Genomic DNA, 11,515 nt, shown 5'->3' on the forward strand with positions numbered 1-11,515 from the left:
GGGGAGTGCGGGATGGTCCATACGCTGTCGCCACCCTCGCCATCCGCGATTTCCGAGCAGTTGCCCGGTTGTTAAGGGGCTGTGAACGGGGTTTGCGGGGAAAGACGCCGTATCGGGAGAGAAGTCGGCCCCTTACTCTGTGTGGCATGTCTCTTCCTCTGCGCATGCGTTTCGGTCTCTTCGGCACCGGCCCGTGGGCCCAGCTGACCCAGGGCCCGGCCCTGGCCCGGCACCCGGGGGTTGATCTGGTGGGGGTGTGGGGCCGCCGGCCGGACGCGGCGCGCGAGCTGGCCGGTCATCTCGGCACCCGGGCGTACGAGGACGCGGACGCGCTGATCGCCGACTGCGACGCGGTCGCGATCGCGCTGCCGCCGGACGTCCAGGCGCCGCTGGCGGTACGGGCGGCCCGGGCCGGCCGTCATCTGCTGCTGGACAAGCCGCTGGCCACGACCGTCCCGGCGGCCCGCGAGGTGGCGGAGGCGGCGCAGGCGTCGGGGGTGGCGTCGGTGGTCTTCTTCACGCTGCACTTCACTCCGGAGACGGCGGCCTGGCTGGCCGAGCAGGGGACGAAGGACGGCTGGGTGAACGGCCGGGCCGAGTGGTTCGCCGGCATCTTCGCGCCGGGCAGCGACAGCCCGTACGCCTCCTCGCCCTGGCGGCGGGAGCGCGGCGGGCTGTGGGACATCGGCCCGCACGCCCTGTCGGTCCTGCTGCCGCCGCTGGGCGATGTCACCGGCCTCGACGCGGTCGGCGCGGCCCGGGGCCCGGGAGACATGGTCCATCTGACGCTGCGCCATGTGAGCGGCGCCTCCAGCACGGTCACGGTGAGCCTGGGGGTGCCGCCGCAGGCGTCCTCGATGACGGCGGTGCTGCGCGGCACGCCGGGCATCGTCACCCTGCCGGACCGGGACGACCCCGGCCATGTGGCGGCCTTCGCGGCGGCGGTGGACGCGCTGGAGCGGGCGGCCCGTACCGGTGATCCGCACCCGTGCGACGTACGGTTCGCGCTGCGGGTGACGGAGATCCTCGCGGCGGCCGAGGAGCGGCTGGGCGACTGAGCGGGCGGGGCTGGCCCGGCCGGTTCCGGCCGGTGGTCCGAACGGACGCGGGCGGTGGTGACACCTCCTCAGACATGAGATCCGTTAATCATGTCATCGGAAGTGTCAGCGCCGTCCGCTGTGCCGCGCCGGGTCCTGCTCGGCGCTACCGCCTGCGTCAGCCTCCTCGGCCTCAACCGGCTGCTCGCCGCCTGCTCCGGACCCTCCGCCGGCGCGGGCGCCGCCCCCGGCCCCGCCGCCGCCCCGGCCGCCCCCGCCGCCGACTCCTACCGGCTGCGCCCCTTCACCCCCGGCAGCGCCCCCGGCGCCGCCCCGCCCCGGCAGCCCGTACCCGTCCGCTCCGAGGCCGCGCTGACCCTCGACCTGCCCGGCAAGAAGATCGCCCTCACCCTGGACGACGGCCCGCACCCCACGTACACCCCGCAGGTGCTCAAGCTGCTGCGCAAACACAAGGTCCCCGGCACCTTCTTCGTCATCGGCGAGAACGCCCACTCCCACCCCGACCTGGTGCGCGCCATCGCCGACGAGGGTCACCTCGTCGCCAACCACTCCTGGAGCCACCCGCAGCTGGACACCCTCTCCACCAAGCGGGTCCGCCGGGAGCTGGGCGACACCAGCGACCTCATCCAGGACATCCTCGGCGCCCCGCCCGGCCTCGCCCGCGCCCCGTACGGCGCCTGGGACAAGGACGCGCTCACCGTCTGCGCCGAGCTGGGCATGGAGCCGCTGGGCTGGTCGGTGGACACCAACGACTGGGCCCGGCCCGGCACCTCCAAGATCACCGCCTCGGTCCTGGACGGCGCCCACTCCGGAGCCATCGTCCTCACCCACGACGGCGGCGGCGACCGCTCCCAGACGGTCACCGCCCTCGGCCAGGTGCTCCCGAAGCTGCTGGACCGCGGCTACGAGCTGGTCCTGCCCGCTGCGCCGGTCTAGGGCCGCCGCCGCGGCGTGCTGCCGCAGCGGCGACCACGGTCACAGCCGGAGCAGCATGCGGTGGGCGACGCCGGTGTCGCGCAGTGGCTTCAGCACCAGGCGCATCAGCACCAGCGCGTTGTCGTCACCGGCGATCCGGTTGGCGCTCAGCTCGTCGCAGGACCGGCACTGATGGATGATCATCCACTCGCCGTCGGGCCGCACCGACACGCTCAGCGCCTCCATCCGCCCGCGGCAGTCCGCCGCCCGGTCGCCGGGGATCCGGCGGTCGACGTGCAGGCTGGCCAGGCAGTGCGGACAGTGGTTGCGGTGCGCCGTACCGGGCGCGTCCGCGGACACCTCCAGCCGGCAGCCCACACACCGGAAGGCGTGCGGCCGGTGCCCTCCCCGGCGGTGGAGGACGTCCTTGTGGCGCTGCGGCCGCCGGCCTCTCCGGGCGCGTCCGCCGGAGTTGTCCGCTCGTCTCGGCATGGGAATCCGCTCCTTCCGGTCACAGATCGCCGAACGCTTCGAGCGGGAACGGTGGCTGGGCCAGCGGCCGGACGGCCATGCGCATCAGGATGAGCTGGTTGTCGTCGGTGCAGATGGGGTTGGAGGTCAGCTCGTCGCAGCGCACGCAGCGGTGGATGACCATTCAGTCGCCGGTGCGCAGCACGGCGACGGCGATCGGCGTCATCCGGCCCCGGCAGGTGTGAGGGCCGCCCTCGACCTGGTCGAGGACGTGCTGGGAGTGCAGGCACGACGGGCAGTGGTTGCGCCGTGTGCCGTCGCCGGCGACGGCGGAGACCGTCAGGCCGCACCACGCGCAGGTGAACGTGCCGGCCAGGACGGTGGGGGAAGTGCTGGAGGGAGTGTTGTGGCTGGGGGACACCCGGAGGGCTCCTTGCTGGAAGATCGGTCATGACAGCAAGAGCGGGCCGAGCGGCCTCGACGAGGACACGCCCCCCGTACGCCGCGGTGGTGGTGCGGGTTACGGGGTGTGTGGGCGGGCCGAAGCAACCGGGGGCCGGGTCCGGTCACCGTCCGGGCGGGACGGCATCAGGCGGACGGGACGGCCGGGACGGTGCTGCGAGGCGCGCGCGGCGTGGGCCGGGGGCACAAACTCACTCTCCTTTCCCAGGGGGCACGATGGCCCCGAACAACGCGACAGAACACCCGAAGCGTAACGGCCGGCCGACAGACGTCAACGGAATATCGGGCCCCACCCCACGGCCGCCCTAGGAACGCGGCTTGCGGCCCAGGGCCGCCGACACCTCCTGGACGTTCGCGTAACTACTGCGGCGCGGCAGGGTCCGCACCTGATCGATCACTTCGTCGGGCGCCTGCTCCTCCAGCAGGGTGCGCAGCAGCTCCGAGCGTTTGGCCGGGAAGACCGCCGGCCGCAGATGCCGCGCCAGCTCGGACCGGAACGCCTCGTCCCGCACCTCGCGGTCGTCCCCCGCCCCGGGCGGCGGCCCCGTGCCGTCCATGCCCTCCACGGGTTCCGGGTCCCGCCAGGCGTCGGTCCTGGTGGGGCGGTCCGCCCGCAACAGCCCCTCCACCTCGTGCTTGAGCCGGTCGTCCTCGTGGGCGCTCAACCGGTTGCTGCCCCGCTCCTGCATCACAGTTCCCTCCTTCGTGCCGGGCCCGGCGGGTACCCGGGGTTTGAGAGCGAAACCAGCGGAAACGCGGGTCGGAGCCGCGATCCCAGAACGGTACTCACGGGACAAAGAAAATATTCTTCCCGATATGCGCCAAATGGGGTAATGGGTACACAATGGGAGCAAGGTCTGTAAATGGACTGAGACAGCGCGGTCACACGAATCCCATAGAAGGAGGCGAGTCGCATGGCCGACGTCTCACACCACAGGGGTACGGACGTCTCCCATCGCAGGGACACGAGCATGGCGGACCACCCCGACGCACGTGAGATGCGGGAGCGCTACTCCCGTGTGACAGGTGGCGCGACCGTGCCACTGCTGGACGCCCCGGTGTTCCTCGCCGGGCTGTACCTGGCCATCTCCCCGTGGCTGGTGCCGACGTTCTCCACCGCCGAGCCGCGACTGGGTATCCACAACCTCATCCTCGGAATCGCGGTGGCCGTGCTGGCGCTGGGCTTCGCCCTGGTGCCGGAACGGATGCACGGCATGGGCCTGGCCCTGTGCGTGATCGGAGCGTGGTCGATCGTTGCGATCTGGACGGTGGGCGCTGGTGCCTCCGGAGGCATCATCCTCAGCCAGATCATCGTGGGTGGTGTCATCTTCCTGCTTGGCCTCGCGGCCACCGCAGCGGCACTCGCGATGCGCCGCAAGCGCCGCCAGCACTACGACGAGCGGCTGGGCGCCCGGTAGGGAGCCGCACACCACGGCAAACAACAGAACAGCAAAAAGCCCGGCGGGCAGTCCCCCAAGGGACTGCCCGCCGGTGTGCGTGGTCACGGGGCGCGGCGCGCGCCGCGCCCGGCCGGTCACACGTCGAAGTACAGCTCGAACTCGTGCGGGTGCGGACGCTGCGCCATCGGCGCGATCTCCTTCTCCCGCTTGAAGTCGATCCAGGTCTCGATGACGTCCGAGGTGAACACGCCACCCGCCTGGAGGTAGTCGTTGTCCTCCTCCAGCGCCTCCAGCACGGCCGGCAGCGAGGTCGGCACCTGGGCCAGCTCCGCGTGCTCCTCGGGGGCCAGCTCGTACAGGTCCTTGTCGACCGGCTCCGGCGGCTCGATCTTGTTCTTCACCCCGTCCAGGCCCGCCAGCAGCAGCGCCGAGAAGGCCAGGTACGGGTTGGAGGACGGGTCGGGGGCGCGGAACTCGACGCGCTTGGCCTTCGGGTTCGAGCCGGTGATCGGGATGCGCATCGCGGCGGAGCGGTTGCGCTGCGAGTACACCAGGTTGACCGGGGCCTCGAAGCCCGGCACCAGGCGGTGGTACGAGTTCAGCGTCGGGTTGGTGAACGCCAGCAGCGACGGAGCGTGCTTGAGGATGCCGCCGATGTAGTAGCGGGCCATGTCCGACAGGCCGGCGTAGCCCTGCTCGTCGTAGAACAGCGGGGAGCCGTTGCTCCACAGCGACTGGTGGACGTGCATGCCGGAGCCGTTGTCACCGAAGATCGGCTTGGGCATGAAGGTGGCGGTCTTGCCGTTGCGCCAGGCGACGTTCTTGACGATGTACTTGAACAGCATCAGGTCGTCGGCGGCGGCCAGCAGGGTGTTGAACTTGTAGTTGATCTCCGCCTGGCCGGCGGTGCCCACCTCGTGGTGCTGGCGCTCGACCTCCAGGCCGGCCTTCATCAGCTCCAGGGTGATCTCCGCGCGCAGGTCGGCGAAGTGGTCGACCGGCGGGGCGGGGAAGTAGCCGCCCTTGTAGCGGACCTTGTAGCCCCGGTTGCCGCCCTCCTCGATGGCGCCGGTGTTCCAGGCGCCCGCCTCGGAGTCGATGTAGTAGTAGCCGGCGTTCGACCGGGTCTCGAACCGCACGTCGTCGAAGACGTAGAACTCCGCCTCGGGGCCGAAGTAGGCGGTGTCGGCGATACCGGAGGACGCCAGGTACGCTTCGGCCTTCTTCGCCACGTTCCGCGGGTCGCGGCTGTACGCCTCGCCCGTGATCGGGTCCTGGATGAAGAAGTTGATGTTGATCGTCTTGTCCTTGCGGAACGGGTCCACGCGCGAGGTGGACAGGTCCGGGACAAGCGCCATGTCGGACTCGTGGATGGCCTGGAAGCCGCGGATCGACGAACCGTCGAACATCAGCTGCTCGTCCGGGTCGAACGCCTCGACCGGGAGCGTGACGTGCTGCATGATGCCGGGCAGGTCGCAGAAGCGGACGTCGATGAATTTGACGTCGTTGTCCGCGATGTACTTCTTGATCTCGTCGGCGTTCTGGAACATCCGATCGTCCTCCTTGCCCCACCGTGCGGGCGGGGGAATGCGCAGCTCGGGGTGCGGGCCCGGGGCACGGACCTGCCGGGCCGACCCTAAGAACCGGCCATTTCTCGGGCATGACCCTGGTGTTTCGCCGATGTTAACCAGCCAGGCGGAGCAGTCCCCGGCGACTGGCCGGGAGGGCGGCGCCCACCGGGAGCCGCCCGGAGGCCGCCCGGTGGGCCGCGCTACCGTGGACGGGTGGACAAAGAGGCGGAGAACACGCTCGACAACCGACAGGTGATCGGATCCTGGCTGTCCGGCCCCCGGGCGACCGCCGAGAGCATGGGCGTCGACTTCGGGTACCGGGGCGAGCGCTTCGGCCTCCCCGAGCACGGCCCCGGCTCCGTGGCCCCGGTCGGCCGCCGCATCGCCGCGCTGTGCCTGGACTGGGCGATGTGCGCGCTGATCGCATACGGTCTGCTCGCCGACGGCCCGAGTTCCCTGGGCAACTGGACCCTGCTGGTCTTCACCCTCACCGGCATCCTCACCGTCGGCACCCTGGGCTCCACCCCCGGCAAGCGCCTGCTCGGACTGCGGGTCGTCCACCTCAGCGGACAGCGGCTGAGCTTCCCGCGCGCCGCCGCCCGTACCGTCCTGCTGGCGCTGGCCATCCCGGCCCTCATCTGGGACCGCGACACCCGCGGCCTGCACGACCGGCTCACCGACGCCGTCCAGATCCGCGTCTAGCTTGCGCACGGCGCAGAGGCCGGGAGGGCAGCACGGAAGAGCGGCGCGGAAGGGCGGCTGGGGCCGGGCGGGGTACCCGGCGGACGCCCGGCCCGGCGGGCCGGGGCGGCACCGGGCCCGGGAACGCCCGGGCCGGCGGACGGATCAGCCGGCCGGCACCCGAGGCCGACAGGCAGAGCCCCGACAGGCAGCACCGACACGCAGTGGGGCCCGGCGGTCATCGACCGCCGGGCCCCACTGCACTGCGTGCTCCGTACCCGGTACCCGCTCAGCGCCCCCGGCGCTGCTGCGGTCCGCCCTTCGGCAGCCGCATCCCCTTCGGCATCGGCCCCTTCGGCAGCGGCATGTTGCTCATCAGGTCACCCATCGCGCGCAGCCGGTCGTTCACCTCGGTCACCCGGTGGCCGGGCAGCACCCGCGGGAACTTCATGACCTTCGTCCGCAGCTTCTTCAGCGGCACCTGGTCCTCACCGGTGCCCACGATCACATCGTGCACGGGCACGTCCGAGACCACCCGGTTCATCCGGCGCTTCTCGGCCGCCATCAGCGTCTTCAGCCGGTTCGGATTGCCCTCGCCGACGAGCACCACGCCGCACTTGCCGACCGCCCGGTGGACCACGTCCTGGTTCCGGTTGATCGCCACCGCCGGGGTGAACGCGAACCCGCGCCGCAGGTTCTCCAGCACGGCGGCGGCAGCCCCCGGCTGCCCCTCCATCTGGCTGAAAGCGGCCCGCTCGGCCCGCCGCCCGAAGACAATGGCCGTGGTCAGCAACGCGACCAGGAAGCCCAGAATCCCCAGATAGATCGGGTGCCCGATCAGAAAGCCGATGCCAAGGACCACACCGAAGGTGCCCAGGCCGACAGCAGAGATGACCAGACCGATCCAGCGATCGACCCGCTTGGTCATCTTGTACGTCAGAGCGATCTGCTTGAGCCGCCCTGGGTTCTCGGAATCTTGTTCCTTGTCCTTCCGCGCCATGCCGGCAAGTTTACGGCCGTCCTACGGACACCGGCGCCTGGGGCGGCCCAGACGCCGGTGCCCACGCCCTCACGCGGCCGGGGACTGCGCCGCGCGCCGCTCCAGCGCCTGCTTGTACAGCCGCCCGGCCCGGTACGACGACCGCACCAGCGGACCGGACATCACCCCTGCGTAGCCGATCTCCTCGGCCTCCTGCTGGAGCTCCACGAACTCGTCCGGCTTCACCCACCGCTCCACGGGGTGGTGCCGGGGCGTGGGCCGCAGGTACTGCGTGATCGTGACCAGCTCGGTACCCGCGTCGTGCATCTGCCGCAGCGCGTCACTGATCTCCTCGCGGGTCTCACCCAGCCCCAGGATCAGGTTCGACTTGGTGACCAGCCCCGCCTCGCGGGCGCGGGTGATCACCTCCAGCGACCGCTCGTAGCGGAAACCGGGCCGGATCCGCTTGAAGATCCTCGGCACCGTCTCCACGTTGTGCGCCAGCACCTCCGGCCGCGAGGAGAACACCTCGGCCAGCTGCTCCGGCACCGCGTTGAAGTCCGGGATCAGCAGCTCCACACCGGTCCCCGGCAGCAGCGCGTGGATCTGCCGCACCGTCTCCGCGTACAGCCAGGCCCCGCCGTCCTCCAGGTCGTCGCGCGCGACGCCGGTGATGGTGGCGTACTTCAGCTCCATCTGCCGGACGGACTCCGCCACCCGGCGCGGCTCGTCGCGGTCGATGTCGGTGGGCTTGCCCGTGTCGATCAGGCAGAAGTCGCAGCGCCGGGTGCACTGCTCCCCGCCGATCAGGAAGGTCGCCTCGCGGTCCTCCCAGCATTCGAAGATGTTGGGACAGCCCGCCTCCTGGCAGACCGTGTGCAGGCCCTCCCGCTTCACCAGGCCCATCAGGTCCTTGTACTCAGGACCCATCACAGCCTTCGTCTTGATCCACTCGGGCTTGCGTTCGATCGGGGTCTGGCTGTTCCGGACCTCAAGGCGCAGCATCTTACGACCGTCGGGCGCGACAGCGGACACGTCCGCCTCCCTACCACTTTTGATTCCTCGGCGTATCTCAGCGTACGCCTGTGCTTATGAGGTCAGACCGCGCGGGGGAGGGGGACCGCCTCCTCCAGGACCACCCGCAGATGCTTCTCCACCACCGGCAGCACCTCCGCCACCGGCACCCGCCGCCCCAGCTCCTGGGAGAGCGACGTCACACCCGCGTCCCGGATACCGCACGGCACGATCCGGTCGTAGAAGGTGTTGTCCGGATCGCAGTTCAGCGAGAAGCCGTGCATCGTCACGCCCTTCGCCACCCGGATCCCGATCGCGCACAGCTTGCGGTCCTCACCGCGCTGCCCCGCGTTCGACGGCGCGTACTCCGGACCCGCCAGCCGCGGATCGAACTCCTCGTCGTTCAGCCGCGGATCGAAGTCCAGCGCGAGCCCCCCGCGCCCGGGCAGCGCCGAGCCCAGCACCCACACGCCGCTGCGCCCCTCCACCCGGGTGGTCTCCAGGCCGAACTCCGCACACGTACGGATCACCGCCTCCTCCAGCCGCCGCACGTGCGCGATCACATCGACCGGACGCGGCAGCTTCAGGATCGGATACCCCACCAGCTGACCGGGACCGTGCCAGGTGATCTTGCCACCCCGGTCGATGTCGACGACCGGCGTGCCGTCCAGCGGCCGTTCGCTGTCCTCCGTGCGCCGGCCGGCGGTGTACACCGACTGGTGCTCCAGCAGCAGGCAGGTGTCCGGAATCTCATCCGCGAAGCGCGCGGTGTGCACCCGCCGCTGCTCCTGCCAGGCCGCGTGATACTCGACGGCTTCGTCCCCGAAGCCCAGATGGACAAAGCGCAGCTCGCTCACTGCCGCTCACCCTCCCGGTGAAGAACCACGACGCGTGAAGCGTCCCGAACCACTGTACGGCCGCACTCCGACAGGTAAGCGTGTGCCCCGGTCCTCACACATATGGATGAATCCTCCGCACACGCGACGATCACGTGGGGAGAGACCGTTACATTCACGCCGTTCCAGCCGCACCGCCGTAAGGCAGGAGACCGCATAGCCGATGTCCACGGAACGACCCGGAGGCACCCCCTCCGTACCCCCACCACCGCCGCACGCCAAGTCCGTGTCCTCGCCCTCCGGGCAGCGCACTCCCAACCGGCAGCTGGCGGCCCTGATCGCCGAAGCCGGCTTCTCGCACGCCGGCCTCGCCCGACGGGTCGACCAGCTCGGCCTCGAACACGGGCTCGACCTGCGGTACGACAAGACCTCCGTCACCCGCTGGCTGCGCGGCCAGCGACCGCGCGGCACCACCCCCGCGCTGATCGCCGAGGTCTTCACCCGCCGGCTCGGCCGCCGGCTCTCCGCCCAGGACCTCGGCCTGGAAGCCTGCGCCCCCGTCTACGCGGGGCTGGAGTTCGCCGCCACCCCGGCCGAAGCCGTCGACATCGTCGCCGGTCTGTGGCGCAAGGACTCCGGAAGCTACGCCGAGCTGCGCAAGATCGCCTTCACTCCGGCCGGCCTGGTGGTCCCCAGCCGGGACTGGCTCATCGGCCGCCCCGACGACCGGGTGGCGCGCGGCGACCCGCCCGACCCGGTCGGCGGCATCACCGGGCTGCCCAGCCTGGCCGGCCTCTCCGGCCACGCCCGGGTCCCGGAACAGTCCCGGCACCGCGCCGCCACCGCCGTCGCCGCGCCCGGCCGCCCCGGAGCGGCCGACCGCGTCGAACGTGGCCCGGGCCAACGCGTCACCAGCGGCGACATCGCCGCCCTGCGCTCGGTCGCCGAACTCTTCCGCGCGCTCGACAACGCCTACGGCGGCGGCCACGCCCGGCAGGCCCTGGTGCGCTACCTGGAACACGAACTGGAACCCATGCTGCGCGGCACCTACGGAGAACAGACCGGCCGCCGGCTGTTCTCCGCCGCCGCCGACCTGACCCGGCTCGCCGGCTGGACGGCGTACGACATCGCCGCCCACGGCCTCGCCCAGCGCTACTTCGTGCAGGCACTGCGCCTGGCCCAGGCCGCCGGGGACCGCTCCTACGGCAGCTATGTGCTGGTGTCGATGAGCCGGCAGGCGGTCTACCTGGGGCACGGCCGGGAAGCCGTCCAGCTGGCCCGGGTGGCGCAGCAAGGGATGGCCAGCTCGGTGGCGCCCGCCGTGCAGGCCCTGCTGCACGCCGTGGAGGCGCGCGGCCACGCGCTGCTGGGCGAGGTACGCGCCTGCTCGGCGGCGCTGGCCCGTGCCGAACGCGCCCTGGAATCGGCCCGGCCGGGGGAGGAGGTGCCGACCTGGGCCCGGTTCTTCGACGAGGCGCAACTGGCGGACGAGTTCGGGCACTGCCACCGCGACCTCCAGCAGTACCGGACCGCGGCCCGGTACGCGGAACGGTCACTGCAACTGCGCGGCAACGGCTACGCGCGCAGCCGGCTGTTCTGCCGGGTGGTGCTGGCCACGGCGAAACTGGGACTGGGCGACGTGGACCACGCGTGCGCGCTGGCGGTGGAGGCGGCCCAGCAAGCGGCCGACATGCGCTCGGCACGGGCCCACGAATACCTCCAGGACTTCGAACGCCGCCTGGACCCGTACCGCGACTCCCTGGCGGTACGCGGCTACCGGGAGAAGGTGGCGGCCCTGAGCTGAGCCCTTGCCGGGCGGATGGCCGTGTGCGCGGGACGCCCGCCTGGCCGCCTGGCCGCCTGGCCGCCGGGCCGCCGGACCGGTACGCCGGCGCACGGGCACGCGCCGGGTGGGTCCGGCCCCGTTGGGGGCCGGACCCACCCGGGCGTGGCCCGGTGCGGCCGATTGGCGTCGACGCGGCCCGGCGGCCGGGGGGCGGGCGTGCGCGCCGGGGCGGGGCGCTGTGCGTCGACCGCCCCGGAGGGCAGTCGCCACTGGCATGCCGCGTGTGTCGAGGTCTTCCGGGATCAGTTGCGATCCTCGACCGCCCCGGAGGGCGGTCGCCAC

The 11,515-nt window shown here is 71.6% G+C and carries 11 protein-coding genes and 1 pseudogene; 5 read left to right on the forward strand and 7 right to left on the reverse strand.

Features of this window, described 5'->3' with window-relative positions; translation table 11 throughout:
* The first annotated feature begins 164 nt into the window (after positions 1–164).
* Together BM385_RS09440 and BM385_RS09445 are read left to right on the forward strand one after the other, a co-directional pair.
* Positions 165–1,058: a Gfo/Idh/MocA family protein gene (locus BM385_RS09440; protein ID WP_093842769.1), complete on the forward strand. Its 894-nt coding sequence runs from the start codon at positions 165–167 to the stop codon at positions 1,056–1,058.
* A 90-nt stretch (positions 1,059–1,148) separates the two neighbouring features.
* A complete protein-coding gene (locus tag BM385_RS09445) occupies positions 1,149–1,994 on the forward strand; it encodes a polysaccharide deacetylase family protein (protein ID WP_106438393.1) in 846 nt (281 codons plus the stop codon).
* 39 nt (positions 1,995–2,033) lie between these two features.
* Here the strand turns inward: BM385_RS09445 and BM385_RS09450 are convergent, their stop codons facing one another.
* The 3 genes and pseudogenes from BM385_RS09450 to BM385_RS09460 form a co-directional block, all read right to left on the reverse strand.
* Positions 2,034–2,465 carry an RNHCP domain-containing protein gene (locus BM385_RS09450; RefSeq protein ID WP_093842770.1) on the reverse strand — a complete coding sequence of 144 codons (432 nt, stop codon included), beginning with the start codon at positions 2,463–2,465 and terminating at the stop codon, positions 2,034–2,036.
* Between the two features lie 19 nt (positions 2,466–2,484).
* Positions 2,485–2,865, reverse strand: a pseudogene (locus BM385_RS09455) (RNHCP domain-containing protein).
* A 346-nt stretch (positions 2,866–3,211) separates the two neighbouring features.
* Complete coding sequence (locus BM385_RS09460; protein ID WP_019432950.1) at positions 3,212–3,595, reverse strand: DUF2795 domain-containing protein; 384 nt, start codon at positions 3,593–3,595, stop codon at positions 3,212–3,214.
* A 282-nt stretch (positions 3,596–3,877) separates the two neighbouring features.
* On the opposite strand from BM385_RS09460, the gene BM385_RS09465 reads away from it, so the two are divergent.
* Entirely contained in the window at positions 3,878–4,324 is a 447-nt protein-coding gene (locus tag BM385_RS09465; RefSeq protein ID WP_019432949.1) for an SPW repeat protein, read from the forward strand.
* Positions 4,325–4,440: 116 nt separating this feature from the next.
* On the opposite strand, the gene glnA is transcribed toward BM385_RS09465, so the two are convergent.
* Positions 4,441–5,856 carry a type I glutamate--ammonia ligase gene (gene glnA / locus BM385_RS09470; protein WP_019432948.1) on the reverse strand — a complete coding sequence of 472 codons (1,416 nt, stop codon included), beginning with the start codon at positions 5,854–5,856 and terminating at the stop codon, positions 4,441–4,443.
* Positions 5,857–6,174: 318 nt separating this feature from the next.
* Here glnA and BM385_RS09475 point away from each other — a divergent pair, with 318 nt between their 5' ends.
* Positions 6,175–6,579, forward strand: a complete 405-nt coding sequence (locus tag BM385_RS09475; RefSeq protein ID WP_051131090.1) for an RDD family protein — start codon at positions 6,175–6,177, stop codon at positions 6,577–6,579.
* Positions 6,580–6,847: 268 nt separating this feature from the next.
* Here the strand turns inward: BM385_RS09475 and BM385_RS09480 are convergent, their stop codons facing one another.
* From BM385_RS09480 to lipB, 3 genes are all read right to left on the reverse strand, one after another.
* The gene (locus BM385_RS09480; RefSeq protein WP_019432946.1) at positions 6,848–7,558 is read right to left on the reverse strand and encodes a DUF4191 domain-containing protein; all 711 of its coding nucleotides are present in this window, start codon (positions 7,556–7,558) and stop codon (positions 6,848–6,850) included.
* 69 nt (positions 7,559–7,627) lie between these two features.
* A complete protein-coding gene (gene lipA, locus BM385_RS09485) occupies positions 7,628–8,572 on the reverse strand; it encodes a lipoyl synthase (protein ID WP_093842771.1) in 945 nt (314 codons plus the stop codon).
* Between the two features lie 62 nt (positions 8,573–8,634).
* Positions 8,635–9,408 carry a lipoyl(octanoyl) transferase LipB gene (lipB, locus tag BM385_RS09490; protein WP_019432944.1) on the reverse strand — a complete coding sequence of 258 codons (774 nt, stop codon included), beginning with the start codon at positions 9,406–9,408 and terminating at the stop codon, positions 8,635–8,637.
* 202 nt (positions 9,409–9,610) lie between these two features.
* Here lipB and BM385_RS09495 point away from each other — a divergent pair, with 202 nt between their 5' ends.
* Positions 9,611–11,191 carry an NsdA family TPR-like regulatory protein gene (locus BM385_RS09495; RefSeq protein WP_246338204.1) on the forward strand — a complete coding sequence of 527 codons (1,581 nt, stop codon included), beginning with the start codon at positions 9,611–9,613 and terminating at the stop codon, positions 11,189–11,191.
* The last annotated feature ends 324 nt before the right edge of the window (positions 11,192–11,515 follow it).

This window comes from Streptomyces harbinensis (assembly GCF_900116145.1).
Taxonomy (GTDB): Bacteria; Actinomycetota; Actinomycetes; order Streptomycetales; family Streptomycetaceae; genus Streptomyces; species Streptomyces carpaticus.

Bases quoted from the DNA above. Each gene is read 5' to 3' on its own strand.
- BM385_RS09440 (WP_093842769.1), top strand. From the start codon at position 165: ATGCGTTTCGGTCTCTTCGGCACCGGCCCGTGGGCCCAGCTGACCCAG.
- BM385_RS09445 (WP_106438393.1), top strand. From the start codon at position 1,149: ATGTCATCGGAAGTGTCAGCGCCGTCCGCTGTGCCGCGCCGGGTCCTG.
- BM385_RS09450 (WP_093842770.1), bottom strand. From the start codon at position 2,465: ATGCCGAGACGAGCGGACAACTCCGGCGGACGCGCCCGGAGAGGCCGG.
- BM385_RS09460 (WP_019432950.1), bottom strand. From the start codon at position 3,595: ATGCAGGAGCGGGGCAGCAACCGGTTGAGCGCCCACGAGGACGACCGG.
- BM385_RS09465 (WP_019432949.1), top strand. From the start codon at position 3,878: ATGGCGGACCACCCCGACGCACGTGAGATGCGGGAGCGCTACTCCCGT.
- glnA (WP_019432948.1), bottom strand. From the start codon at position 5,856: ATGTTCCAGAACGCCGACGAGATCAAGAAGTACATCGCGGACAACGAC.
- BM385_RS09475 (WP_051131090.1), top strand. From the start codon at position 6,175: ATGGGCGTCGACTTCGGGTACCGGGGCGAGCGCTTCGGCCTCCCCGAG.
- BM385_RS09480 (WP_019432946.1), bottom strand. From the start codon at position 7,558: ATGGCGCGGAAGGACAAGGAACAAGATTCCGAGAACCCAGGGCGGCTC.
- BM385_RS09495 (WP_246338204.1), top strand. From the start codon at position 9,611: ATGTCCACGGAACGACCCGGAGGCACCCCCTCCGTACCCCCACCACCG.